The organism is Nocardia nova NBRC 15556 (assembly GCF_001613005.1).
GTDB classification, from domain to species: Bacteria; Actinomycetota; Actinomycetes; order Mycobacteriales; family Mycobacteriaceae; genus Nocardia; species Nocardia nova.
This window is the reverse complement of the sequence record NZ_BDBN01000011.1, coordinates 1-25,844: the sequence shown is the minus strand read 5'-3', so window position 1 is coordinate 25,844 and position 25,844 is coordinate 1. Positions and strand designations below refer to the sequence as shown.

The 25,844-nt window shown below is 68.5% G+C and carries 24 protein-coding genes; 4 read left to right on the top strand and 20 right to left on the bottom strand.

The features are described from left to right. Window positions 1-69: 69 nt before the first annotated feature. Entirely contained in the window at window positions 70-1,524 is a 1,455-nt protein-coding gene (locus NN2_RS05910) for a neutral zinc metallopeptidase (RefSeq protein ID WP_063011108.1), read from the top strand. A 96-nt stretch (window positions 1,525-1,620) separates the two neighbouring features. Here NN2_RS05910 and NN2_RS05905 read toward each other — a convergent pair whose 3' ends face one another. The 6 genes from NN2_RS05905 to NN2_RS05880 all read right to left on the bottom strand — a co-directional run bounded on the left by NN2_RS05905 (window position 1,621) and on the right by NN2_RS05880 (window position 7,501). Then, window positions 1,621-2,088 (bottom strand): 6,7-dimethyl-8-ribityllumazine synthase, encoded by a 468-nt coding sequence (locus NN2_RS05905; protein ID WP_063011105.1) that lies wholly within the window; start codon window positions 2,086-2,088, stop codon window positions 1,621-1,623. Between the two features lie 9 nt (window positions 2,089-2,097). Then, complete coding sequence (locus NN2_RS05900; protein ID WP_063011180.1) at window positions 2,098-2,934, bottom strand: alpha/beta hydrolase; 837 nt, start codon at window positions 2,932-2,934, stop codon at window positions 2,098-2,100. 92 nt (window positions 2,935-3,026) lie between these two features. Continuing rightward, window positions 3,027-3,434, bottom strand: coding sequence for a DUF3224 domain-containing protein (locus NN2_RS05895; protein ID WP_030515341.1), 408 nt, complete (start codon window positions 3,432-3,434; stop codon window positions 3,027-3,029). A 37-nt stretch (window positions 3,435-3,471) separates the two neighbouring features. Further along, entirely contained in the window at window positions 3,472-4,830 is a 1,359-nt protein-coding gene (locus NN2_RS05890) for a M20/M25/M40 family metallo-hydrolase (protein ID WP_063011103.1), read from the bottom strand. Then, window positions 4,827-6,473: a CocE/NonD family hydrolase gene (locus NN2_RS05885; protein WP_231983089.1), complete on the bottom strand. Its 1,647-nt coding sequence runs from the start codon at window positions 6,471-6,473 to the stop codon at window positions 4,827-4,829. Before NN2_RS05885 ends, NN2_RS05890 begins: the two co-directional genes overlap by 4 nt. A gap of 116 nt (window positions 6,474-6,589) precedes the next feature. Beyond that, on the bottom strand, window positions 6,590-7,501 hold the full coding sequence (locus tag NN2_RS05880) for an oxygenase MpaB family protein (RefSeq protein WP_030515338.1): 912 nt from the start codon (window positions 7,499-7,501) through the stop codon (window positions 6,590-6,592). A gap of 197 nt (window positions 7,502-7,698) precedes the next feature. On the opposite strand from NN2_RS05880, the gene NN2_RS36935 reads away from it, so the two are divergent. Next, the gene (locus NN2_RS36935; RefSeq protein ID WP_156055587.1) at window positions 7,699-7,866 is read left to right on the top strand and encodes a hypothetical protein; all 168 of its coding nucleotides are present in this window, start codon (window positions 7,699-7,701) and stop codon (window positions 7,864-7,866) included. A gap of 73 nt (window positions 7,867-7,939) precedes the next feature. Here NN2_RS36935 and glnA read toward each other — a convergent pair whose 3' ends face one another. Continuing rightward, window positions 7,940-9,376 carry a type I glutamate--ammonia ligase gene (gene glnA, locus NN2_RS05875; protein WP_063011100.1) on the bottom strand — a complete coding sequence of 479 codons (1,437 nt, stop codon included), beginning with the start codon at window positions 9,374-9,376 and terminating at the stop codon, window positions 7,940-7,942. A gap of 462 nt (window positions 9,377-9,838) precedes the next feature. On the opposite strand from glnA, the gene NN2_RS05870 reads away from it, so the two are divergent. Continuing rightward, on the top strand, window positions 9,839-10,300 hold the full coding sequence (locus NN2_RS05870) for an RDD family protein (protein ID WP_063011098.1): 462 nt from the start codon (window positions 9,839-9,841) through the stop codon (window positions 10,298-10,300). Between the two features lie 55 nt (window positions 10,301-10,355). On the opposite strand, the gene NN2_RS05865 is transcribed toward NN2_RS05870, so the two are convergent. Beyond that, the gene (locus NN2_RS05865) at window positions 10,356-10,931 is read right to left on the bottom strand and encodes a TetR/AcrR family transcriptional regulator (RefSeq protein WP_063011096.1); all 576 of its coding nucleotides are present in this window, start codon (window positions 10,929-10,931) and stop codon (window positions 10,356-10,358) included. An 84-nt stretch (window positions 10,932-11,015) separates the two neighbouring features. Here NN2_RS05865 and NN2_RS05860 point away from each other — a divergent pair, with 84 nt between their 5' ends. Further along, complete coding sequence (locus NN2_RS05860) at window positions 11,016-11,876, top strand: aldo/keto reductase (RefSeq protein ID WP_063011094.1); 861 nt, start codon at window positions 11,016-11,018, stop codon at window positions 11,874-11,876. Between the two features lie 11 nt (window positions 11,877-11,887). Here NN2_RS05860 and NN2_RS05855 read toward each other — a convergent pair whose 3' ends face one another. The 12 genes from NN2_RS05855 to sucB all read right to left on the bottom strand — a co-directional run. Beyond that, on the bottom strand, window positions 11,888-13,384 hold the full coding sequence (locus NN2_RS05855) for an aldehyde dehydrogenase family protein (RefSeq protein WP_082856762.1): 1,497 nt from the start codon (window positions 13,382-13,384) through the stop codon (window positions 11,888-11,890). 146 nt (window positions 13,385-13,530) lie between these two features. Continuing rightward, entirely contained in the window at window positions 13,531-14,166 is a 636-nt protein-coding gene (locus tag NN2_RS05850) for an IclR family transcriptional regulator (protein WP_063910689.1), read from the bottom strand. A 10-nt stretch (window positions 14,167-14,176) separates the two neighbouring features. After that, window positions 14,177-15,364, bottom strand: coding sequence for an alpha/beta hydrolase family protein (locus NN2_RS05845; RefSeq protein WP_245658569.1), 1,188 nt, complete (start codon window positions 15,362-15,364; stop codon window positions 14,177-14,179). Continuing rightward, complete coding sequence (locus tag NN2_RS05840; RefSeq protein ID WP_063011090.1) at window positions 15,357-16,595, bottom strand: homogentisate 1,2-dioxygenase; 1,239 nt, start codon at window positions 16,593-16,595, stop codon at window positions 15,357-15,359. Before NN2_RS05840 ends, NN2_RS05845 begins: the two co-directional genes overlap by 8 nt. Window positions 16,596-16,792: 197 nt before the next feature. Further along, window positions 16,793-17,536 carry a DUF4191 domain-containing protein gene (locus tag NN2_RS05835; RefSeq protein WP_063011088.1) on the bottom strand — a complete coding sequence of 248 codons (744 nt, stop codon included), beginning with the start codon at window positions 17,534-17,536 and terminating at the stop codon, window positions 16,793-16,795. Window positions 17,537-17,602: 66 nt separating this feature from the next. Beyond that, on the bottom strand, window positions 17,603-19,804 hold the full coding sequence (locus NN2_RS05830) for an elongation factor G-like protein EF-G2 (RefSeq protein ID WP_063011086.1): 2,202 nt from the start codon (window positions 19,802-19,804) through the stop codon (window positions 17,603-17,605). A gap of 177 nt (window positions 19,805-19,981) precedes the next feature. Beyond that, window positions 19,982-21,070 (bottom strand): lipoyl synthase, encoded by a 1,089-nt coding sequence (lipA, locus tag NN2_RS05825; RefSeq protein ID WP_369817514.1) that lies wholly within the window; start codon window positions 21,068-21,070, stop codon window positions 19,982-19,984. Next, complete coding sequence (locus NN2_RS05820) at window positions 21,067-21,618, bottom strand: GNAT family N-acetyltransferase (protein WP_281207931.1); 552 nt, start codon at window positions 21,616-21,618, stop codon at window positions 21,067-21,069. The genes lipA and NN2_RS05820 overlap by 4 nt, the downstream gene beginning before the upstream one ends. Window positions 21,619-21,663: 45 nt before the next feature. After that, window positions 21,664-23,217: an MFS transporter gene (locus NN2_RS05815; RefSeq protein WP_063011084.1), complete on the bottom strand. Its 1,554-nt coding sequence runs from the start codon at window positions 23,215-23,217 to the stop codon at window positions 21,664-21,666. 4 nt (window positions 23,218-23,221) lie between these two features. Next, window positions 23,222-23,914, bottom strand: coding sequence for a 2OG-Fe dioxygenase family protein (locus NN2_RS05810; RefSeq protein ID WP_063011172.1), 693 nt, complete (start codon window positions 23,912-23,914; stop codon window positions 23,222-23,224). 222 nt (window positions 23,915-24,136) lie between these two features. Next, window positions 24,137-25,036 carry a TIGR01777 family oxidoreductase gene (locus NN2_RS05805; RefSeq protein WP_063011082.1) on the bottom strand — a complete coding sequence of 300 codons (900 nt, stop codon included), beginning with the start codon at window positions 25,034-25,036 and terminating at the stop codon, window positions 24,137-24,139. Window positions 25,037-25,068: 32 nt separating this feature from the next. Then, on the bottom strand, window positions 25,069-25,844 hold a 776-nt coding region (gene sucB, locus NN2_RS05800), incomplete at its 5' end, for a 2-oxoglutarate dehydrogenase, E2 component, dihydrolipoamide succinyltransferase (protein WP_063910688.1).

Genomic DNA, 25,844 nt, shown 5'->3' with positions numbered 1-25,844 from the left:
GGACCGCTGTGCGGAATCCGGATCGTCGTCGGTCCGGGCGTCGACAGTGGTATTCGGGGAGGACACGAGATGAGATACAACAGGCGGCTGCGGCTGGCCGCGGCGGCCGGGTTGCTGGTGCTCGGCGCGGTATCGGCCGGATGCGGCACCGATGCGAAAACGACTGTGGCGCACGATGTTGCCGCGACCAACGAGAATCCGTGGGCGCTCAGCGGCGCCGCGCCCAATGCCTCCGGCCCGAGCGGTCCGCGACCGGGCGTGCCCGACGCGCCGCTGCACGCCGACAACGGTGACGGCGGCGAGATGGACCGGCTGGCCCTCAACACCTTGTCGGATCTGCAGGACTACTGGGGCGCCGAATACGCCGAGAACTTTCCGGGCACCTTCAAGCCGGTGGGTCACTTCATTTCCTGGGATGCCAACGCGCCCAAGGAACAATCGGTCACCTTCTGCCGCTCCAGCACCTATCACGTGGTGAACGCGGCCTACTGCAAGATCGACAAGACCGTCGGGTGGGATCGCGGCAAACTGCTGCCGCTGATCTCGAACAAGTACGGGAAGATGGCCGTGGTCATGGTGCTCGCGCACGAGTACGGTCACTCGCTACAGGACCAGGCCCGGCTCAACGGATTCTTCACGCCCGGAATCGTGCTCGAACAGCAGGCCGACTGCTTCGCGGGTGTGTTTCTGCGGCATGTGGCCGAGGGCGGTTCGGCGCATTTCACCCTGAACACGACCGACGGGCTCAACGGTGTGCTGGGTGCGACGGTCGCCGTGCGCGACCGCGACCCCGACAACCCGAAGAATGTGCACGGCTCGGCATTCGAGCGCGTGACGGCGGTGCAGATCGGCTGGTCCGACGGCGCGGCCGGGTGTAAGGGCATCACCAAGAAGGAGATTCAGCAGCGCCGCGGCGGCCTGCCGACCACCTTCGAACCCGGCGACGAGGAGAATCAGATGGGTGTCGACGTCGACGGGCTCAATGCCGTCGCCGCCGCGCTCGCCCGGATCTATCCACTGCCGCAGCCGCCGGTGCTCGACTATTCCGGAATCGCCGAGAATTGCCCGAAAGATACTGCGGTGGAGCCGGTTTCGTACTGCCCGGCGAGCAATACCGTGGGCACCGATGTGCCGGAACTGGCCAAGCGTGCCGGTCAGCAACCGGGCGACGGGGACCCGCTGTCCGCGGTGGTCGACGGCAACTACAACGCCTACGTCGTGTTCATCTCCCGCTATGTGCTCGCGGTGGAACGAGATCGGCACCTGTCGCTGCAAGGACCGGAATCCGCCGGGTTGCGCACCGCCTGCCTGTCCGGCGTCGTGACCACCAAGCTCAGCGATCCGGCCGGCGATCCCCGGCTCACCGCGGGTGACCTGGACGCCGCGGTGTCGGGTCTGCTGGCCGACGGCCTGGCCGCGAGCGATACCGACGGCAAGGTGGTGCCCAGCGGGTATCAGCGACTCGACGCGTTCCGCGCCGGGGTGCTCGACGGTGAGACGGCCTGCCTGAACAACTACAAGTGACGAACAGGGGCGACCGGATCGCCGGTCGCCCCTGCCGTGCTGTGTCGTCGGACGGCCCGGACCGCGTGTCCTCGGCGGTCTCGGCCGTGTCCGGTCTCAGACCGCGCTGGTGGGGAGGGTGCGCAGGGAGCTGAGGGTGGTCGCGACCGCGCGGGCGGCCTCGGCGCCCTTGGTGTGGAAGTGCTTGGTGAAATAGTCCACGTGCTCGCTGTGCTCGTGGAAGTGATGCGGGGTCAGCACCACGGAGAACACCGGGACGTCGGTCTCGAGCTGCACGCGCATGAGCCCGTCGACCACGGCCGAGGCGACGAAATCGTGCCGGTAGATGCCGCCGTCGACGACCAGCGCCGCGGCCACCACCGCCGCGTACCGGCCGGTGCGGGCCAGCCGCTGCGCGTGCAGCGGGATCTCGAACGCGCCGGGCACGTCGAACACCTCGACGGCATCCGCCGAATACCCCAGATCGCCGTACTCGGCCAGGAAACCCGCGTAGGCCTGGGTGACGATGGACTGGTGCCAGTTGGCCCGGATGAAGGCGATGCGTCCCTGGTCGGTATTGCTCATTCTCGGATGTTACTGCGCGCCGGTGTGCTCCTCCAACCAGCGCACCAGGTCGCCGAGTACCTTCTCGCGCTCGGGTTCGTTGAAAACCTCGTGGTAGAGGCCCGGATACCGCAGCACCGTGAGATCGGTCGCGGTGGCGCCGGCCTCGATCCGATCGGCGCCCACCGGGGCCGCCAGGGCATCCTCGCCGCCGTGCAGCACCAGCGTCGGCACCCGCAGCGCGTCCAGATGAGCGAGGACGAATTCGGCGCCACGCAGAATCTCGGTCGCCGTGCGGGCCGGTAGTTTGCCGCGGTAGACCAGCGGATCCTGATCGTAGGCGCGTACCACCTCCGGATCGCGGCTGATCTGCGCCGAATCCAGTTGCAGCACACCCAGATTCGGCGCCCAGCGGCTCAACGCGGGAGCGAGCAGTCGCTGCACGGGGTTGCCGGCCTCGATGACCACCGGCGGCGCCGACACCGCGATGCCCGCGACGTCCAGCGGCGCCCGCGTCGCCAAATACAGCGTGATCAGGCTGCCCATGCTGTGCCCGATGACGAACCGGGGCAGGCCCGGATGCTTCGCACTCGCGATATCCAGCATGGTGTTCACATTGTCGGCGGCCGCGTCGATCGATTCGATATTCGACTGGCCGCCGCCGGAGCGGCCGTGGCCGATGTGGTCGAAGGCGTAGACCGCGAAACCGCTGTCCGCCAGCCGTTTACCCACATGGTCGTAGCGCCCGGAGTGTTCGGCGACGCCGTGTACCAGCACCACGACCGCGCGCGCCTGTTCGGGCAGCCAGGCCCGCCAGAACACCTGCCCGCCGTGGGCGTCGAATTCGCCGGTATCGCCTGTCGTCATCGCTGCCTCCGTCTGCGCCGTCGCTGCGCCGCCATTGTCGCGCACGGCGGGCCGGAGCGTTGCACATCGGCCCGCCGCGCCGGGATCGATGGTCAGCCCAGGTCGTAGTCGAACCAGATCCGGTGGGTGCCGTCGGCGTCGACCGCCAGACCGCCGGTTCCGGTGATCTCGCTCAGCTCCCCGGTGCCGCTGCTGGGCACGATCGTGAAGAATTCGGCGCTGCGGTCCTCGCCCGCGGTGGTCGCCGAATGGGCGAAGTTGAACGTGCCGGCCAATCCGTTGAGCGAGCCCTCGAACGACTCCATCGCGACATAGGTGCCCCGGCCCGACAGCTGGTCGAACGCGGCGGTGAACAACGTGGCCGAACGTCCGACCGCCTCACCCTCGAAATGCTTTTCCAGCCGGGCGATTCCGACCGGCGTCGCGGTGGGGATATCCGGATCGGGCAGGACGTCCGTGGCGACGAAGGATTTGACGGTGAACGTTGCTGTAGCTCGCACCCGTTGAGGGTAGCGGCGAACACCGACATTCCCGGCATCAGCCGCCGGTGCCGGTGTAGTGCGCGAGGACGCGGCGGTTGAATTCGATCAGCCGCGCGTAATTGGCCCGGGAGAGCCGTTCGTCGGTGCCGTGGATCCGCTCCAGATCCGCCGCGTCGACCAGGATCGGCGCGAAGTTGCACCGGGTGGCGGCCAGCCCGTCGTAGTGGCGGGAATCGGTGGCGCCGGGCACGATGCCGGTGGTCACCACCGCGTCGGGCACCAGGGCGCGGGTGATGTCGGCGATCAGGTCGAAGGCCGGACCGGGGCCGGTGATCCGCGAGGGTTCGGAGGCCGTTCCGATCACCTCGATCGTGACGCGCGGGTCGGCGACCACGCGGCGGCAGTGGTCGAGCACGGCGGACACCGAATCACCGGGCAGGATACGGAAATTCACCAGCGCCTCGGCGCTTTGCGGCAACACGTTCGCCTTCACCCCGCCGCGGATCACGGTGGGGGCGGTCGTGGTGCGGACCAGCGCCTCGGTCTGCGGCCGCGCCGCCATCATCCGGGTGATCACCGCGCCCGCGACCGGGGCCAGCCGCAGCGCGGAACGCCGCGGCTCGGCCATGGCGGGGCGCATCCGGACCAGCATGTCGGCGATCACCGGCGTCATGCGCAGCGGCATGGGATGGTCCTGGAGGCGCGCGACCGCCCGCGCGATCCGGCCCACGGCGGTTTCGCGGCCGGGCATCGAGGAATGCCCGCCGGTGTCGGTAGTGCGCAATTGCACCGTGGCCCAGCCTTTTTCACCGAGCATGATGGAGGCGACGGGTGCGGTGGTCCCGTCGGCGACACCCTGGGTGATCACTCCGCCTTCGTCGAGCAGCAGATCGGCGCGCACGTCGAGCTCGCGCAGCCGGGCCGCCATCCGGGTGGCGCCTGCGCGGCCGAAGATCTCCTCGTCGTGGCCGAAGGCGAAGTAGATGGTCCGGCGCGGACGGCGGCCCTCGGCCAGCAGCGATTCGGCGGCCTCCAGAATGGCCAGCACCCGGCTCTTGTCGTCGATCGCGCCACGGCCCCAGACGAATTCGTCGTCGATCACACCGGCGAACGGGGGATGGGTCCAGCGGGCCTCGTCGTCGACCGGAACCACATCCTGGTGGGCGAGCAGAACGGCCGCCGTACCGGGTTCGGTGCCGGGCCAGCGATACAAGCGGCTGTGGCCGAACCGCTCCAGTTCGAGATGGGTGTGTACCAGCGGGAATTCGTGTTCGAGAAGGCTTGCGAGCCGGTCGAATTCGACCACGTCGGCATCGGCGTCGTCGCGGGAGACGGTGACGCAGCGCAGGGCGGCCGCGAGCCGCTGGGCGGTCGCGTCGTCGACGGTGGTCGCGGTCGTACCGGTCGCTGTCATCGATCTCCTCGTCGTTGCGGGAAGTCCACGGTCACACCGGAATCGCGCAGCACCTCGGCCGGCAGGCCGGTCACCCAGCGCGCGCGCCATTTGCCGAGCGCTTCACTGGTGCCGCCGGTCAGATCGAAATTCCGGGTGCCGGTGAGCAGCGGCAACTCCACGGTGCCGGAACGCACGCTCACCCGCGCGTTCGCCGGAGTGTGCGACCAGACGGTGTCGACCACATCGGTGATACGCACCCCGATCCGATGCCCGGCCGGCACGGTCCAATCCTGTGCCAGCAGGCGGATGTTCGCGGTGTCGGCGACCTGCGCGATACCCCGAGTGATCACCGTGCCCGCGCCGTCGGGCGCCACATCGTAGAGTTCGGCGGCCACCGTGGCGTCCGGTGGGCCGCTCAACGCGAGTGTGGCCGTGGGGATTCCGGACAGATGCTGGTCGGAGGGCAGCGGCTGCGAGAGCGACCAGTACTCGCGGTCCGGGCCGGGGAGCAGGCCCCGATCGGTGTATTCACCGGGCCGGATCGGCATCGTCACTCGTGCGGAATCGGCGGGCGGCCAGACTTTTTCGCTGCGCCACCGGCCGTCGAAACTGCCGACGGTGACGCGCGGGCCCGGAACCTGAACGTCGCGTTGGGCCACATACTTGTCGAAGAAGGCCAGCGCCTCGCTGTAGAACTGCGGTGTCCCGCATGCCTCGTGGCAGTTCTGGTGTCCCCACTGGCCGAACCAGCCCCTGTCCTCGGGGAGGTCGTGGTTCTTCCAGACGTCGAAGACTCGATAGGCGCGGGTGTTGTAATCGAGGAAACCCTGGCTCAAGAACAGCGGAACCTTGCTGCCGCGAACGCGATCGGTGAGGTCACGATCGCGCCAGAACCGGGTACCACCGTCGTGGTCGGTGGTGCCCGCCAGATAGGACTGCGCGCATTCGATCGGTAGCCGCGCGGCGTTGGCCTTGTATTCCGGTGAGTCGGAGGGGTGCGCGGGGGTGGAGGAGATCAGCAGATGTTCGAATCCGGCCATATCGCCGGGGCGAATCCCGTCCTCGGTCACCGGTTTTCCGGAGAACTTCCACGAAATGCCCTGCATGTACAGGTAGCTGTACGGGTCGACGACGGGTTCGAACGACGCCACCGCCGCCAGCCCCTTCGGGTTGGTGGCCAGACCCATGATGCCGGTCCATGCCTCGTAGGAGGTACCGGTCAGGCCGACTCGCCCGGTCGACCACGGTTGTGCCGCAGCCCATTCGACCGCGGTACGTACATCGCTCTGCTCGCCGGGGCCACCGAAGTCGGGGCAGCCACTGGACCCCCCGAAACCTCGCAGATCCACGATCACATAGGTGTAGCCGGCGTCGAGGAACAGTTCCGAATACAGATCGCGCAGCGACGGCCCGCCCTGCGGATGAACTTCTGCTGTGAACGCCAGATGGTTGCGGTAGGGGCTCACCGTCATGACGACCGGCGTGCGCACGTCGTCGGCCATGCCGGCGGGCCGGAGGATGTCCGCGTGCAACCGCACACCGTCGGAGGTGGTCAGGAATTCCTGGCGCCACTGATACGCCGGGGCCGGTGCGGCGGTCGCGGTGACCGGCGCCGCCGCCGCGATCAGGAGGACCAGCCCGCACAGTACGCGCGTGAGCACGCGCCGGGCGCGTGGCGATGAATTCTCGAGCACCATAGGACTATCGAGTCTGCACCGCCGCCCGTCCAGCCCTCAGAACCGGGGTCGGGAAACCGGCCGGTCACCCGGCGCCTCGACTACATCGGGCGCAGATCGAGAACCTTGCGCAGCCGGGCGCGGTCGCGTTCGAGTTTGCGCGCCTCGTAGGCGATGGGGAAGTAGCGGATCCGTTCCGGCAGCAGTGGCACGAGCCGCGCCAGCAGCCAGCCCAGGATGCGCAGGTTGCGCTCGTCCTGCGCGGTCCAGGTCAGTCCGAGTTTGCGGCGCGCCGGTTCGGGTGTGGTGCCGACCGTGCAGAAGTACTGCATGCGGCCCAGCGGTGCCGCGGCCAGCTTCCACAGCGGCACCAGCGGTGTGGGCAGCGACTTCGGCGGTGCCACGTGGCGGATCGTCTTCAGATAGTCGCGCGCGGTGTCGGTGGCGACCAGATGGTTCTCGACGGTGTCGGCGAAGAAGACCTCGAATTCGGCGTAGGTCGGCGGAATCTCCTTGGGCGCCACCGAGAACATGCGCAGCAGCTGCAGCACCTCCTGGTAGTACTGCTCCTTCTCCGCGTAGGTGAGCGGCGTGCGGCTGAAATATTTCGAGCCCTCGTTGAAGGCGTAGGTGCCGGTGTGCAGCACCCAGGCCCACGGACCGGAGGCGAGTGCGGAGTGGCGTTTGCCCTGCGCGTCGACGGTGTTGAGGGAGGCGTGCATACGTCGCAGGCGGTCGGCCTCGGCGACGGCCTCGTCACCGCCGTAGGTCCAGGTCATCACCGCCGCGAGACTGCGCATCGCGCGGCCCATCGGGTCGGTGCGAAAGGTCGAGTGCTCGTCGACGACCGCGGAGATCGTCGGTTCCATGGTCTGCAGCAGGAATGCCGATCCGGCGGTGAGGGAGAAGGTGATCAGTCCTACCTCGTCCCACATGCGGGTTCCGGGCTCGATCGGCGTGCGGGGGCCGAGTTCGTGTTCGGTGCGCTCGGCGCGGGCGACGGAGGCGGTCATCCGTGATCTCCTTTGACCACTAGACATGATGAGAAGATTACATGCGAATCATCTCACTCTCTTTCGATCTTGGCAACCGCGCGCTCACCGACGACGCGCCGCACGGCTCAAAAGTGAACACAACCTGAAATCTCGGTGAACTGATGGAAGAATGGGATCCTCGCCACATCGAAAGTTCAGGGAGGAGGGATCCAGCCATGATCCACACCCACGCCCACCCCTCGTTACTGGGGACCTTGCGCACCTACGCCCGCCGCGCGCTGGCCCGCCATACCCTGACCGCCGAGGAACGCCGCAATCTCGCTGCCACCCAAGCTCATCCGGCCGTCTACAGCGCATCCCTGGGCAGCCACCCGCATCTGTAGCGAGTCCCGGAACGCACCGAAGCCCCAGCCGGATTCGGCTGGGGCTTCGTGAATTCGGTTGTGCCGTGACGACTTACACGTCGTAGTACAGCTCGAACTCGTAGGGGTGCGGACGCAGGTTCACCGGCGCGATCTCGTTGTCACGCTTGAGCTGGATCCAGGTCTCGATGAGGTCGTCGGTGAAGACGTTGCCCTCGGTGAGGTACTCGTGGTCCTGCTCGAGGCGGTCGATGACCGAGGCCAGCGAGGTGGGGGCCTGCGGGATGTTCTTGGCCTCCTCCGGCGGGAGCTCGTAGAGGTCCTTGTCGACCGGGGCCTGCGGCTCGATCTTCTTCTTGATGCCGTCCAGGCCGGCCATCAGCATGGCGGCGAAGGCCAGATACGGGTTACCCGAGGAGTCGGGCGCGCGGAACTCGATGCGCTTGGCCTTCGGGTTGTTGCCGGTGACCGGGATGCGGACCGCGGCGGACCGGTTGCGCTGCGAGTACACCAGGTTGATCGGGGCCTCGTAGCCCGGCACCAGACGGTGGTAGGAGTTCACCGTCGGGTTGGTGAACGCCAGCAGCGACGGCGCGTGGTGCAGGATGCCGCCGATGTAGTGGCGGGCCAGGTCGGACAGGCCACCGTAGCCGGCCTCGTCGTGGAACAGCGGCTTGCCGTCCTTCCACAGCGACTGGTGCACGTGCATGCCCGAGCCGTTGTCACCGAACAGCGGCTTCGGCATGAAGGTGACCGACTTGCCTTCCTGCCACGCGGTGTTCTTCACGATGTACTTGAACAGCTGCAGGTCGTCCGCGGCCGACAGCAGGGTGTCGAAGCGGTAGTTGATCTCGGCCTGACCGGCGGTGCCGACCTCGTGGTGGCCGCGCTCGAGCTCGAAGCCCGCGTTCTGCAGGTTGGTCGAGATCGTGTCGCGCAGGTCGACGTAGTGGTCGTACGGGGCGACGGGGAAGTAGCCACCCTTGTTGCGGACCTTGTAGCCCAGGTTGCGGCTGCCGTCCGGGTTGAACTCCTCGCCGGTGTTCCACGAGCCGGAGACGGACTCGATCTCGTAGAACGCGCCGTTCATGCCGGAGTCGTAGCGGACGCCGTCGAAGATGTAGAACTCGGCCTCGGGGCCGAAGAACGCGGTGTCGGCGATACCGGTCGAACGCAGGTACTCCTCCGCCTTGCGCGCGATGTTGCGCGGGTCGCGGGAGTAGGCCTCACGGGTGAACGGGTCGTGCACGAAGAAGTTCATGTTCAGCGTCTTCGCGGCACGGAACGGGTCGATCCGGGCGGTGGAGAAGTCGGGCAGCAGCAGCATGTCCGACTCGTCGATCGACTGGAAACCGCGCACCGAGGAGCCGTCGAACGCCAGGCCCTCTTCGGCCAGGTCGGTGGTGAACGACTTCGCCGGGATGGAGAAGTGCTGCTGAACGCCAGGAAGGTCCGAGAAGCGTACGTCGACGTACTCGACGTCCTCCTCCTTGATGTACTTGATGACCTCGTCGGCCGTGCTGAACGCCACTTAGTACTCCTTACGGATCGGTTCCCAGCCTGTGCCGATTGCTGGGTTTCAGCGCTGAACGGTATGGATGCGGTGTTTCCCCGCAATCAAGGCTGTGTTTCGCCAGTGTTACACGTGCTGCTGGACGGGTCGGCGGCATCCCCGGGCAACACCGCGCGGTGGGTCGCTCACGATGCGGTGCCGGACCAGCACCGTTATCCTGCCACCACGGCATCCGGCGCTCGATTCGAGGACCGCGCATCGTCGCCGATCGGTGCGCGCGACCGCGAGAGTTTCCCGGCCGCAACCGCTTTGGGAAATCGCCCCAGCGGGGTGCCGTGCTGCCGTCGCCGCGGGCGGCCGGACGGGGTGACGCGGACCCGCCGGCGGGTAACCGGCGGCCGACGGCCGGTGTTACGTGGCTGCCGGGTGCGGGCCCGGGTGTGACGTAATCCTCACCGTCACCACGCCTAAGCTGGGAGCATGGCGCGAATTACCGGTTCCTGGCTGTCCGGCCCGAATGCGGCCCACCCCGGCGAGCCGCAGCCCGACGACTACCCCGGCAAGCTGCTCGGCCTGCCGCAGGAGGGTGTGGGGTCGCTGGCGCCCATGTCGCGCCGCATCGCCGCGCTGTTCGTCGACTACTTCATCGCCATGGGGATCGCCGCGCTGATCGTGCGCGGCGCCGGATCGCTCAACACCGTCACCTACCTGATCTGGTTCGTGATCGGCGTGGTGACGGTCATGCTGTTCGGGTTCACGCCGGGGCAGTACTTCCTGGGAATGCGCACGGTCCGGATCGATGCGTCGGCGCCGGTCGGATTCGTGCGGTCGGTGGCGCGTCAGGTACTGCTGACCTTCGTGGTGCCCGCGTTGTTCACCGACGGGGATCGCCGCGGTATGCACGACCGGGCGACCGGGACGGCACTGATCCGCGCTCGGTAACAATCGTTCGCCGCCCGGCAGGAGGGGCCTGTCGGCGCGCGACGACGGTGAGTGGTTACGTGGCCGTCGGCCGGCCCGCGCCGAGTCGCACACCGTCGAGCAACAGGTCGAGGAGACGGTCGATCTGCTCGCGGTCGATACCGGCCAGTGTCGCGCCCGCCATCGCCGCCGTGATGTCCTCGGGCCGGACATCGTGGCGCAGCGTGCCGGCCGAGATTCCCGCATCGAGGACGGAACGAATTGCCGCACTGAGTCTTTCGCGGGTCTGCGCCGAGGTCACCGCCCCGGAGGCGATGACCTCGCGCAGCGCCTCGGCCATCCCGCGTTTGGTGGCCACGAAGTCGGCGTAGCGGCCGAGCCAGATGCGCAGCGCGTCCTCCGGGCTGTGGTCGGCGAGCAGGTGCGCCGCCTGATCGCACAGCTGTTCCAGTTCGCTGCGGTACACGGCCTCGATGAGCGCCTCCCGCGACGGGAAGTGCCGATAGAGCGTGCCGATGCCCACTCCGGCGGATTTGGCGATCGTGTCCAGGCTGACCGTGCCTTCTTCGCCCGTGAACGCGGTGAGAGCGGCATCGAGGAGCAGTTGGCGGTTGCGCTGGGCATCGCGGCGTCCACGCGGCTGTCCGGACAAAGTGGAGGGTCCTCCGTTTCTGTACTACTCTGGTCTTGAGCGGAGGATCCTCCGATTGATGCCAGGATAACAAGGGAGACCCGAATGACGGTCATGACGCAACCGCGTGACGGCGAACTGGCGGGACGTGCGGTCGGCCGGATCGGCTACGGAGCGATGCAGCTGGAGTCCGGCGCGGACGGGGTAGCGGTTGTGCGGCGAGCGGTGGAACTCGGCGTGAGCCACATCGACACGGCCGGTTTCTACGGCAACGGCTCGGTGAACGCGCTGCTCAGGGAAGCTCTGCATCCGTATCCGGACGATCTGCTGCTGGTCGACAAGGTCGGCGCCGTGCATACGGGCGATGGTCTCGTGCCGGCGCAGAAGCCCGAGCAGCTACGGGCCGCGGTCGAAGCGGATCTGCGGGCGCTGGGCGCCGAGCAGTTGGCGGTGGTGAACCTGCGCCGGGTCGACGGTCCGCCCGGAATCGTGGCGACCGGTGATCAGATCGTGGATCTCGACGACCAGCTGGCCGAGCTGATCTCGTTGCGGGACGAGGGCAAGATCGGGGCGATCGGACTGAGCAGTGTCACCGTCGAACAACTCGGGCGCGCCGCTCCCGCCGGGATCGCGTGCGTGCAGAATCTGTACAACCTGCTGGAACGCGACGAGGAACCGCTGCTCGCCGAATGTTCTTCGCGGGGAATCGCTTTCGTGCCCTACTTTCCGCTCGGCTCGGGATTTCCGGATCGGCCCAAGGTGGCCGGCGACGACGTGGTGCGCGATATCGCCGGCCGCCTCGGGGTGACGCCGAGCCAGGTGGGGCTGGCGTGGTTGCTGGCCCGCGATCCGTACATCCTGCTGATTCCGGGGACTCGCAGCATCGGTCATCTCGAACAGAATGTGGCGGCGCGAGATGTCCGGCTGGATGACGGGATGCTCGCCGCGCTCGAAGAACGGGCCTGAGGGCGGGCCGCTCAGAACATCATCTGCACCGTCTTCTCCTCGGTATAGGCCTCGATGCCGGCGGGGCCGAGTTCGCGGCCGATGCCGCTGCCAGCCCGCCCACCCCACGGCGTGGTCATGTCGGGGATGCCGAAGGCGTTGATCCACACATTGCCGACGCGCAGATCACGCGCGGTGGTCTGCGCGGTGTGCAGGTCCTCGGTGTAGATGATCGCGTTGAGCCCGAAGTGGGTGTCGTTGGCCAGCGCCGGCACATCGGCGGTGTCGGAGAAGGGAATGATCGTGGCCACCGGGCCGAAGATCTCCTCGCGCGCGATGCGCTGGTCGTGGCGGCCGAGAAAGACGGTCGGCTCGACGAAATAGCCGGGCCGCTCGGCGAGTGAACCGCCGGTCACCAGTTCCGCGCCCTCGGCGACGCCCAGTCCGAGATAGCCGCCGATGCGCTCGTGCTGCTGCCGGTTCACCACCGGTCCCATGGAGACCTCGGCGTCGAACGGGTCGCCCAGGGTGAGCGATTCGGCGTGTTCGGCCAGCCGCCGCGTGACCTCGTCGACCAGGCTGTCGTGGACGTAGACGCGGGTGCCGGCCGCGCACACCTGGCCTTGGTGCAGGAAATTGCCGACCGCGACAAACGGCAGTGCGCGGTCGAGGTCGGCATCGGGAAAGACGATCTGCGGATTCTTCCCGCCCAGTTCGAGGGTGACCTTGCGGAACTGGCCGCCGGCGTGGGTGTTCATGAGGGCGCCCACCTCGGGGCTGCCGGTGAAGGTCAGCTTGGCCAGGCCGGGGTGGCGGGCGAGGGCGGCGCCGGCGGTCTCGCCGCGGCCGGGCACGACGTTGAACACCCCGTCCGGCACCCCGGCCTCGGCGAGGATTTCGGCCAGCCGCAGGATCGACAGCGCCGCATCCTCCGGCGGCTTGATCACCACGGTGTTGCCCGCCGCCAGTGCCGGGGCGATCTTCCATCCGGCGACCACGATGGGGTTGTTCCACGGTGTGATCGCGCCGACGACACCCAGGGGCTCGCGCAGGGTGTAGTTGAGCCGGTGCCGGCCGGCGTAATCGGGCAGCTGCACGGTCGAGCCGTGCAGTTTGTCGGCGTATCCCGCGTAGTAGCGGAACGTGGCCAGGGTGGCCGGAATGTCGCCGAAAACGCCGTCCTTGTACAGCTTTCCGACCTCGAGGGTCTCGAGCGCGGACAGGTACTGCGTGTCGGCCTCGATGAGATCCGCTGCGCGGAACAGGATTCGCCCGCGTTCGGCGCCGCCCATCTGCCTCCAGCCGCTGCTGTCGAAGGCCGACTGCGCCGCGCGGACCGCGTCGTCGACGTCCTCGGCCGACGCGTCGGCGATATCGCAGATGTGCTCGAGGGTGGTCGGATTCTCGGAGCGGTAGGTCGCGCCGCCGCTCGCGTCGCGCCAGCCGCCGCCGATCCAGAGGCGGCGGGGCGGGAACGTGGTCGGAGCCTGAGCGCCGTCGGCGCGGGCGGTGGAGGTGTAGTCGGACACGGCTGCTCCTGACGACTGATCGAAGTGTGAGCAGGCTAGCGCGGCGATCGTATGTTGTGAAGCAGTTTCCGATTATCGGACAAGCGTAGCCAAGTTGCGGGGACGCAAGGCGCTGGATGTCCGCTGCGACGTGCCGGGCGGAGCGGCTACCCCAGCGCCGAATGCAATCGCTGGGCGGCTCGGCGTACGGCATCGGCCATCGCCGGGGTTTCCTGCCCGACCAGGGTGACCACGCCGACCGCGGCCGGAGGACCGGGTAGTCCGGGCAGCGAGGCGACGACGCCGTGCGCGCCGGGCACCAGCTTGCCCTCGCTCTCGAAGATGCCGCTCTCACCGCGCCGCGACGCCTCGATCGCCTCACCGAGGGCGCCCTGTCCGCGCCCGGTGCGCGCGCCGACCCGATAGGCGACGTGGAAGGTGGTGAACGGTGGTTCGACGACCGCGACCGCGAGGACGTCGTCGCCGTCGGCGACGCAGAAATGCGCCGTCGCCTCCACCTCGCGGGCCAGATCCTCGAGGATCTCGCGGGTGGCCTCGCGCACCGAGCCGAGGACGTGCTGGGTCAGCACGAGCGCGCCCGCGGAGACGCTGACCGTGCCGTCCTCGGCGCGGCGCACCAGTCCATGTTCGACCAGCGTGCCGACCAGGCGGTAGATGATCGTGCGGGAAAGGCCCAGCTCCTGCGCCAGTTGTGCGGGGGTGCGGGCATGGGGGCTGCTGGCGAGCAACTTCAGCACATCGAGTCCGCGGCTCAGAGTCTGCGAGGTGTCGGGCGCCGGCATGGCAGAAATCCTACGTGGGCGGTCCCTCGATCAGCTCACGCTCGGCGGCCCACTGCTCGACGTATTCGAGACAGGCGCGCAGATGGTCCGGTTGGCCGACGTAATAGTGTGTGGCGCCGGGGATTACGCGATAGGTGCGGTCCGGGGTGGCGAGCGCGTCGCGCACGATCGGGTTGTGGGTGGCCGGCACCGCGTCGTCGGCGGAATTCTCGATCTGCAGCACCGGGCCCTTCGTGATCCGCGCGGCATTGCGCGCCCCGCCCGCCACCGAATGGTCCAGACTCCACTGGCTCAGCCACGACCGCAGGGTCGTATAGCGGGCGAGGCCGACCGGTCCGACGTTCGCGGTGCGCGGATCGCCGAGATAACACCAGTTCGGGCGGCGGTCGTTGGGGTCGACGGCAGGATCGAGCCAGCGCACATCGCACATCGTGCGGTGGACCAGGAAAGGCTGTTCCTGTTCGGGCCCGCCGGCGGCGCGCAGGTCGGCCAGGCGCGCGAGCGCCCATTCCGAGATACGGCGGTTGCGGGCGCGCTGTGCCTCGCGGAATCCGGCGACGTATTCGGGGCTGTAGGGCGGGCGCTGGGGGGCGTCGTCGGCATAGATGTCCCAGGTGGCGTCGCGGCGGTGCGGAGCGGTTTCGTCGATCACCGACGGATCGAGCCATTCGGTGAGCGTCTCGGCCCGCGACAGATGAGCCGCGATGAACGCCACCCCGTCGGCCGGTGAAAGTCCCGCTCCCACAACATCTACCGGATCTCCGGCGGGCGTGTGCGTAATGCTCGGATCCAATGCCTCGGCCTGATAGAGCAGCGACAGCGATCCGCCGCCGGACCAGCCGACCAGGATCACGCGGTCGTAGCCGGCGACCTCCCGCGCCCAGCGCACCCACGCGCCGAGGTCGAGGACCACCTTCTCCATCACCAGCGCGGAATCGTTCTTCGGGTAGCGGCTCGCCCCGCACAGCACGTGATGTCCGCGGGCGGCGAGCGCGGTCGGCATCGGCAGCAGATTCAGCGTCGAGGTCGGATGTTGGAACAGGAAAACCGTTCCGCCCGAACGTCGTTCGCCGGGCGGTCGCAGCAGCTGCCCCTCCAGTACGATCCCGTGACCGCCGGTGAATCCATAGGTCTCGCGGACCGTGGGCTGCTCCTCGCTGTGCAGGATCACCGGGATCCGCTCGAACGGCTCACTCACGATGGCCTCTCTTCTGTTGTGGCCGACCGGCATACGGTTTGTCCGACCAGCTCCACGGATAGCCGGGCACATCGCTCGCGGTGCCGCCTTCGGCGACCTCCAGCGGGCGGAAGGTATCGACCATGAACGCCATCTCGTTCGGTTCGGTGAAACCGGGGGAGTCGAGATAGGCCTGGCGCCGGGGGCCGTGGGTGTACGCGGCGGGATGCAGGCTCACCGATCCGGTCCGGATGCCGGACCCCTTGCGCGCGGCGGTCTCTCCGGCGAAGTAGAACATCACCTCATCGGAGTCGACGTTCGAGTGGTAGTAGGGCACCTTGATCGCCCCGGGCGCGAATTCCAATGGGCGCGGGACGAAATTGCACACCACGAAGCCCGGGCCCTGCAGCACCTGGTAGGTCGGCGGGGGTTGCAGCACCGCGCCGACGACGGGAGAGAAGTCGCGATAGTTCAGCGCGTACGGATACAGGTGCCCGTCCCAGCCGACCACGTCGAACGGGTGATGGTCGTAGACGACCACCGTGCCGTGCAGGCCCGAGGCGGTGCGATGTTTGACGTAGACCTCGGTGTCGGCGTCGACCAACTCGCCGGGGGCCGGCAACGGTCCGGCCGGTCCGCGCAGGTCGCGCTCGGTGATCGGGGAGCCCTCGAGGAATTGGCCGTAGCGCGTGCGGTGCTTGTCCGGCGGTTGCACATGCCCGGACGCCTCGACGCACAGCAGCCGTAACGGGCCCGCGTCGGTGTGCGGCAGCCAGCGATGGATGGTGACCCGCGGTATGACGACATTGTCGCCCTGTCGCACGTCGACCCGGCCGAACACGCTCTCGAGGGTGGCCGCGCCCGCCTCGACGAAGATCACCTCGTCGCCGATGCCGTTGCTGTAGAGCGGAGAGGGCTCGTCGGCCACGACGTAGGAGATGCGGACATCGGCATTGGCGAGAACCGGGCGGCGGTGCCGGACCGCGTCGCGGCCGGTGACGTCGTGAAAAAGGTCGGGCAGATGAAAATGCCGGGGCAGCAGCGGGATGTTCGCGGTGAGGGACTGATCGCCGAGATCCCACTCGCGCGCGTCGACCAGCGCCGACGGCACGCGGCGGTGATAGAGCAGCGAACCGGTCCCCGAGAACCCTTCCTCCCCGATGAACTCCTCGAACGTCGGCGTGCCGTCGTCGAGGGTGAAGGCGGTATGACGCTGCCGCGGGAATTCGCCGACGGCCCGGTAGTACGGCATCGCACCTCCTGATCGCCTGTCCGACTTTCGTGGCCGGATGTCCTATATACGAACCTATGGGAGGCGGTGTGGTCCTGTCCCGGGTTTGACGGAGATGCGGCGGGAGTCGGCCTACACGGCGATCGCCGCCACCCCGGATATCCGGGATGGCGGCGATCAGGGTCTTCAGCTGTGCGACAGAACCCGGCGTGCGTGATTCAGCGGCGGCGGATGGTGCGCTGCACTCCGCGCATCTTCGCGCCGGCCGGCAGCGGGCCCTTCGGCAGCGCCGGTCCGCCGCGGGTGGCCAGTGCGGTGAGGCGGCCCTCGATGAGGTCCATCCGCTTGGCGTCGATATTGCGGGGGAGTTTGGTGAGGTGGCGCTGCAGGTTCTTCAGCGGAACCTGGCCCTCCTCGTTGCCGATCACGATGTCGTAGATCGGGGTGTCGCCGACCAGGCGAGCGGTCTTCTTCTTCTCCTGCGCCAGCAGCGATTTCACCCGCTGCGGCGACCCCTCGGCCACCAGGACCACACCGGGCAGGCCGATCACGCGGTGGACGGCGTCGAGCTGGGTGGTGGCGGCGACGGCCTGGGTAGCGCGCCACTTACCCTGCAGGTTGTCCAGCACCCACCAGGCCGCACCCGCCTGACCCTCGGCCTTGGCGTAGACGTTCTTCTGCACCCGGCGTCCGAAGATGATGAAGGCGACCAGCGCGCCCAGCAGAATGCCGACCGGCAGCAGGAACCACTGCATGTTGAACAGGAAGCCGACGAGGAACAGCACCACGGTGATGCCGACCAGTGCGCCGATCATCAGCGGCAGCAGCAGTTTGTCCTCTTTGCGCACCATCTGGAACGTCTGCCAGAGCTGCTGACGCCGCTCCTTCGACGCCTGCTTGCGCGCCGCCTTCGCCGCGGCCTTCGCTTCCTTCGACGGTGTGCCGCCCTTACCTGCTGCCATACCTCTCAGGATAGTGGTCGAGCGGGACATACCCCGCACGGGCCGCAGAACAGCGCGACGCTCGCCTCAGACGGTGGCTTCGCTGCGACTGCGCAGGTCCGCGGCGATCTGGCTCGGCATCGGTTCGTGCCGCACATAGCTGCGGTCGAACTGGGCCGCGCCGCGCGAGAGTGAGCGCAGGTCGATGGCGTAGCGGCTCAATTCCAGTTCGGGGACCTCGGCGCGGATGACGGTGCGCCCGGCGGCGGCCGGTTCGGTGCCCAGTACGCGGCCGCGGCGGCCGGCCAGATCTCCGAGGATGGTGCCGACGAAATCGTCGGCGACGGTCACCCGCACCTCGGCGATCGGTTCGAGCAGGTCGATCCGGGCGGCGGCGGCCGCCTCCCGCAGGGCCAGCGCTCCCGCGGTTTGGAAGGCGGCATCGGAGGAGTCGACCGAATGCGCCTTGCCGTCGAGCAGGGTCACCCGCACATCGACGAGCGGATATCCAGCGGCGACGCCGCGCTCGGCCTGCGCGCGCACGCCCTTCTCCACCGAGCCGATGAACTGGCGTGGTACCGCGCCGCCGACCACCTTGTCGACGAATTCGATCCCGGAACCCTCCGGCAGCGGTTCCACCTCGATTTCGCAGATCGCGTACTGGCCGTGGCCGCCGGACTGCTTCACATGCCGCCCGTGCCCGGAGGCCTTGCCCGCGAACGTTTCTCGCAACGCCACCCGATACTCGTCGACATCGACCTGCACGCCGAACCGGGACCGCAGCCGTTCCAGCGCGACATCGCGATGCGCCTCGCCCAGGCACCACAGCACCAGCTGATGAGTGCGCGGATTCTGCTCCAGGCGCACCGTCGGATCCTCGGCGACCAGGCGGGCCAGGCCCTGCGACAGCTTGTCCTCGTCGGCCTTGCCGTGGGCGCGCACCGCCACCGGCAGCAGCGGTTCGGGCAGCGGCCACGGCTCGATCAGCAGCGGAGAATCCTTGGCCGACACCGTATCTCCGGTCTCGGCGTGCCCCAGTTTGGTGACGTAGGCGATATCGCCGGCGATGGCCTGGCCGATCGGGAACTGTTGTTTACCGAACGGCGCCGTCACCGCGCCGACTCGTTCGTCGACATCGTGCCCGTTGCCGTCGTTGTGCCCGCAGATGTGCACGGTGTCGTCGGCGTGCAGGGTGCCGGCGAAGACGCGCACCAGCGACACTCGGCCCACATACGGGTCGGAGGCGGTGCGGATCACCTCGGCGGCCAGCGGCGCGCCCGGATCACAGGACAGTGGCTGCGGCGCGGCACCGTTGCTCGGGCAGCGCGCCGCGACCGCGTGTTCGGCGGGGGTGGGGAAGCCGCGGGTGATCAGCTCGAGAATCTCGACCATGCCCAGGCCCTCGCGAGTGCCCTCGGGCGGGGGCGCCGCGATCAGGATGGGATGGAAGCGGTCGCGCGCCACCGCGCGTTCCAGATCCGCGATCAAGGTGGTGAGGTCGATCCGTTCGCCCTCGAGATAGCGGTCCATCAGGGTTTCGTCTTCGCTCTCGGCGATGATGCCCTCGATGAGCCGGTTGCGCGCGGTCTCGATCTGCGCGGTCTGTTCGGCGGTGGCGTCGGTGCGGGTGTGGGCGCCGCCGGAACAGTCGAAGACCTGCTCGGTCAGCAGGTCGACGACTCCGGTGACCGGGCGGTGCCCGTCGGCGCCCTTCGGGCCGTACACCGGCAGCTGCAGCGGCAGGATGGCGTCGGTATCGCCGTCGCCGAGCAGATCCGCGCAGGTCTGGGCCATCAGGTCGAAATCGGCGCGGGCCGCGTCCAGATGGGTGATCACCAGGGCCCGCGGCATCCCGACCCGCGCGCATTCCTCCCACAGCGCCAGCGTCTGCCCGTCGACACCGTCGGCGCCCGCGGCGGCCGAGACCACGAAAAGGGCCGCATCCGCAGCTCGCAGACCGGCCCGTAGTTCGCCGACGAAATCGGCATATCCTGGCGTATCGATCAGATTGACCTTGATGCCGTTCCAGGCGACCGGCACCACCGACAACTGCACCGAGCGGTGTTGGCGCTGCTCGATATCGTCGTAGTCCGAGACACAGGTGCCGTCCTCCACGCGGCCGGCTCGGGTGAGCGCCCCGGCCTCCATGGCCAGTGCCTCCACCACGGTGGTCTTGCCGGAGCCGGTGTGCCCGACCAGGACCACATTGCGGATACCGTCGGGCTGCGATGCCTCGATCACTCTGCCGGCGGAACTGTTACGGGCGGCGGTGCTCGCTTTCTCGGCCATGTCTCTTCACTTCCCGGAGTCGACACGTGCGGTTGCTTCGAGCTTCCCACCGGCGCGCGGCTGTGTCACCCGTTCCGGGGATCCGCACCCCATCCGTGGTGAATCCGCACCCCGTATGCAACGAACGACCGGCCGAACGGGAATTCGGCCGGTCGCCGCGGGGTGGCTGGGGGTCGTTCAGCTGCCGAATCGGGCGAGCACCGAACTCGCCTCCTGGCTCGCCGAGCCCTCCTGGGCCAGATGCGCCATCTCCGGTGCGATCTCCCGGCCGTGATGCGCCATCGCCTGCGCGTACAACCGGCCGGCGCGGTAGGAGGAGCGCACCAGCGGCCCGGCCATCACGCCGGCGAAGCCGAGTTCGGTTGCGACGCGGGAATGTTCGACGAATTCCTCCGGCTTCACCCAGCGGTCCACCGGATGGTGGCGCGGCGAGGGCCGCAGGTACTGGGTGATGGTGAGGATGTCGCAGCCGGCCTCGTGCAGATCACGCATCGCCTGGGTGACCTCTTCGGGCGTCTCACCCATACCGAGGATCAGATTCGACTTGGTGACCAGACCGGCCTCGCGGGCCGCGGTCAGCACCGCCAGCGACCGTTCGTAGCGGAACGCCGGGCGGATCCGCTTGAAGATGCGCGGCACGGTCTCCACGTTGTGCGCCAGCACCTCCGGCCGCGAGGAGAACACCTCGGCCAGCTGATCGGGATCGGCGTTGAAATCGGGGATCAGCAACTCCACGCCGGTATGCGGGTTGAGTCGCTTGATGGCGCGCACGGTTTCGGCGTACAGCCAGGCGCCGCCGTCTTCGAGGTCGTCGCGCGCGACGCCGGTGATCGTCGAGTACCGCAGGCCCATCGCCTGCACGCTCTCGGCCACCCGGCGCGGTTCGTCGCGGTCGAGCGCGGCGGGCTTACCGGTGTCGATCTGGCAGAAATCGCAGCGCCGGGTGCACTGTTCGCCGCCGATGAGGAAGGTGGCCTCACGATCCTCCCAGCATTCGAAGATGTTGGGACAGCCCGCTTCCTCGCAGACCGTGTGCAGCCCTTCGCGTTTGACCAGGCCCTTGAGTTCGGAGTACTCGGGGCCCATGGTGGCGCGGGTGCGGATCCACTTCGGCTTGCGTTCGATCGGGGTCTGCGCGTTGCGGGCCTCGATGCGAAGCAATTTGCGACCGCCTGATTCCCGTACCAGGGAATCGGGGGACGAAGTGGCCGGCGCGGCGGTGTGTGCCGTGCCGCTGTTCGATGTCGGGGTGTCGACGGAGGTCACTCGAACGACTCTACGCCCGCCGAAATCGGGCCCGGCAGCGTGCGCTGCATCAAGGTCAGATCCATCCAGCCGCCGAACTTGTGCCCCACTTCGGGCAGCTGGCCGACGATCCGGAAGCCGAACTTCTCGTGCAGCAGAATCGAGGTCTTGTTGGATGTTTCGATCGCCGCGATCACGGTGTGCACCCGCCCGGACTCCTCGGCCCGTCCCAGCAGTGCCGTCAGCAGCGCGGTCGCCGCGCCGCGGCGCTGGAACCGCTCCGAGACGTACACCGAATTCTCCACGCAGTACCGGTAACCGGATTTGGGCCGCCACTGCGCGTAGCTGGCATAGCCGGCCACCTGACCGTCGATGATGGCGACGAGCACCGGGTATCCGGCGGCCACCCGGTCGCGCCACCAGCGCAGGCGATCGTCGAGGTCGACCGGGTTGGTGTCCCAGATGGCGGTCGTCTCGGCCACGGCGTCGTTGTGGATGGCGAGGATCGTGGGGATGTCGCGTTCCTCGGCATCGCGAATGCGCGGTCCACCCGACTGGATATCGGTCACCGCCTCAAACTATCGGCAACCAGCGGTGGCGGCGAGCCGGCTCGGTCACACGCGTGGGGGCGACGGGCGTCTATCTCTGCGACTTCGGCGCAGGGGTAGCAGACAGGTCACCATCGCGACCACGAGCGGTAGGACGCTGACGGTCGTCATGGTCAGCCGCAACCCGCCGGCGACGTCGAGTCCCAACGCCAGTCCGCTGGTCTGCCGCAGCAGATTCGGATCGTAGGTGGTGCCCGGACTGAGCGCCATGCCGCTGCGTACCGCGTCGACGGCCTGTTCGGCCCGCGTTACCGCCATGCCGCGTGCCTCGGCGTCGGCCGACCATGCCTGCCGGAAGAAGAACTGGAACAGCAGCAGATAGACGGTGGGCCCGAACGCGCAGCCGATCATGCCGAACGCCAGCTGGGTGGAGGCGACCGTGCCGGAGTGCCCGGGTGGCGCTTCGGCGAGAACCGCCTCCGACACCGAAACCGACGTGACCAGAGATCCCAGGTTGCCCAGCCAGACGACCGCCACCAGCAGCCACAGCGCCATCGTGGGGCTCGCGGTGGCTGCCAGCACGAATCCGCTCGCCGCCAGCAGCAGCAGGCCCGCGACCATCACCGGCCACGGAGTGGTCTTCCCGACCACGCGGCCCGCGAAGACGACGGCGCCGGCGATCAGCAGGGTGCCGGGCAGGTACAGCAGGCCGATGGCTTCGGGCGACAAGGCCAGCACCGTACTGCCGAATTGCCCGAGGACGAAACCCAGCCCGGCGGCGAGCAGATTCAGCGTGAGGGCCGCCGTCAACGCCAGACAGAATCCGGAGCTGCGGAACAGGGCCAGGTCCAGCGCGGGCTCGGGTGCCCGGCGTTCGTGCCGGACGAAGAGCAGGGCGGCGGTCGCGCTGATCGCCAGAGTCAGCCAGGTCTGTGGGCGGGTGATCCCGTTCTGCGCTGCCGCTAGGCCGATGACCAGTGTCGTCAGTGTCATCCCGAACAGGCTGATCCCGCCGACGTCGAGCCGTCGGCGCTCGGTGCGAGCGGCCTCCGGCACATAGCGCACGGTCAGTACGAGCGAGACCGCGGCCAGCAGCGGAGTGAGCAGGAACAGGAACCGCCAGCCGGCGGTGGTGACCACCCAGCCCGTGAGCGCGGGGGTGACACCACACAGGACCATTTCGACGCCCATGAGCATGCCGATGGCCGCCGCCCGCTTGCTCTCCGGCACCGACGTTTTCAGCAGGGCCAGGGGCCCGCCCAGCAGCGCGGCCATGCCGAGTCCGGCCAGAGCCCGCATCGCCAGCAGGAAGCCGAAACCGGGCGAGAAGAAGGACAACAGGTCGGCGACCGTGACGACGATCAGCCCCAGTGTGAGCAGCCGCTCGAGTCCGAACGCGTCGCCGAGGTTGCCCGCGGCGAGGACCGCGGCGGCCATCACCAGCGTCGCGGTTCCACCCAAGAGCCCGATCAGATGCGGCGGAACGTGGAGAGCGCGGCTCACCTGCGGCAGGTTGAGGTTGAGCACCAGCGGGTCCACCACCGTGATGGTGAAGGCGAAGGCCAGTCCGACGACGATCGGCAGGATCTTCGTATCCGTCGCTGACCGTGGCGGTGCCATCGCCTCACCTCCTGTGCGGTTCCGGGGCGAACGTCACGACCAGGACATCGCGGTAGGCCGCCCGGCTCGGATCCACCGGAGACAGGGGCGAGACGCTGTGCAGAGTGCGGCGGTCGTCGCCCAGCAGCAGATCTCCGGGCTCGCCGAGCGTCGCCGTCACCAACTGCCTGCCGTCGGTGTCGAAGACCGAACTCACCCCGCCGGTGGCGTTTCGCCGACCGACCAGCAGCGACGCGACCAGCGTGACACCGTCGCGGTGCCGGCCCTCCGGCGTGGGCAGCCCCCGCGCGTCCGCGGCGGCGACGACTCGGAAGGGGTGCACCTTCACGGTCCACTCCGGCGGGTCGTCCAGCGTCGTCGCGAATCGCCCGAGCAGCCGCAGCACAGCGCGGAAAACCGGCGCGGCGACGAACGAATCCGTCAGGGGCTCGAAGATGCGGTCCCTGCCGACATAGAGCGGATTGGTGGCCTCCGGCTGCACGAAGTATTCCTGCGGGAGCCGACGGAACTGCCCGGTCGCCGCCGAGAAGGAGAACAGGCCGTAGCGCCGCAGTCTGCGGGTGCCCCGCTCGGAGGCGTACTCGTCCGGGCGCAGCGCGTCCCAGTGGGCGTGGAAACGGGCCCATGCTCGTTCGTCCACGCCGAGCCACGACGTGGTGACGGCGGCGGGCACGAGGTGGACACCATTGCGCAGCAGGGCCTGCCGGGCCGCCGCCGGGACGAGAGGCGAGCGCGTCCGCGGCCCGGGAGAAGCCTGGGGAGCCGTCTGTGCCACACCGGTCACCTTCTTCGCGCGATGACCCGCTGTCCGCCTTGCGTTGTGCGACTTCCGACGAGGCGCCGGACAGCAACCGAGCCGATTACGCCATTCGAGCGTACGGCGACGTGGCCGGAGAACACCAGCGCGGACCGTGGTCGATCAGCGGTTGTCGCCGATCACCGAGGCTAGCGCCTGCCCGATGGTTTCGTGGCGGAAGGTGTAGCCCGCCTCCTCGAGCACGGTGGGAATCGCGCGCGGGCCGCGCAGGATCGCCTCCTGGGCCAGTTCGCCGACCGCGGCCTGCAATGCGACGGCGGGCACGATGAACGGAGCCGGACGATGCAGCGCCCGCGCCAGCGCCCGATTGAATTCGGCATTGGTCACCGGCGCCGGGCCGACCATGTTGACCGGTCCGCGCACCGACGGATTCGTGAGCACGAACGAGATGCCGGCGACCTCGTCGTCGAGTGAGATCCACGGCTGATACTGACGCCCGCTGCCGAGGCGCCCGCCCAGTCCGATCGAATACAGCGGCCGCAGCAGGGCGAGCATGCCGCCGTGACGCGAGAGCACCACCGCGCTGCGCACCTGCACCACCCGCACCCCGGCGTCGACCGCGGGCTGGGTGGCGGCCTCCCAGTCCCGGCACAGCGTCGCCAGGAAACCCGTTCCGGCGGAATCGGATTCGGTGATCACCCGGTCGCCGGTGTCGCCGCCGTAGAAATGCACGCCGCTGGCGTTCACCAGCGTCGGCACTCCGGCGTCGACGACCGCGGTGGCCAGCACATCGGTCGGGCCGATGCGGCTGTCGCGCAACTGCTGCTTGTAGCTGCCGTTCCAGCGCCGCGCGCCGAGTCCGGCGCCGCAGAGGTTGACCACGGCATCCGCCGCTCGCAGGGCCGGTGCGGGCACCTGTGCCCGCACCGGATCCCAGCTGAACTCGTCCTCGGCCGCGGCGGGACGGCGCACCAGGCGAGCCACCTCGTGCCCGTCTCGACGCAGCGCGGCGACCAGCGCCGTCCCGACGAGTCCGGACGAACCGGCGATCACAACCTTCATGTCGTCACCGAATCGTCGTGTCGCCCAGCGATTTACAGACCGAGATCGGCCTCGAACGCGGCCTCCTCCAGCCGGTGCCTGATGGTGGTCAGGAAGCGGCCGGCGTCGGCGCCGTCGATGAGGCGATGGTCGTAGGTCAGCGGCAGGTAGCACATCGAGCGGATGCCGATGAACTCGCTGCCGTTGTCGGAGATCACCATCGGGCGCTTGACGATCGCACCCGTGCCCAGCATCGCCGACTGCGGCGGAACCAGGATCGGGGTGTCGAACAGGGCACCCTGGCTGCCGATGTTGGTGATGGTGAACGTGCCGCCCGCCAGTTCGTCGGGCTTGAGGCCGCCGGTGCGGGCCCGGTTGGCGATATCGGCGATGGCGCGGGCCAGTCCGGCCAGCGACAGGTCACTGGCGTTGTGGATCACCGGCGACAGCAGACCCTGCTCGGTGTCGACCGCGATGCCCAGGTGCACCGAGGAGTGGTAGGTGATCTCCTTGGTGTCCTCGTTGTAGGAGGCGTTGACGTTGGGGTGCACGCCCAGCGCCTCCACGGCGGCCTTCGCGAAGAACGGCAGGAACGTCAGGTTGACGCCCTCGCGGTCGGCGAATGCGCTCTTGGCCTTGGCCCGCAGCGCCGCGATCTTGGTGACGTCGACCTCGTGGGTCTGGGTCAGCTGCGCGGTGGTCTGCAGCGATTCGCGGGTTTTGGTGGCCGTGATCTGCCGGATGCGGTTGGCCTTCTGGACCGTGCCGCGCAGTGCCTGCAGTTGCGGACGGGCGCCGGCCGGAGCCGACGGCGCGGCCGGGGCGGCAG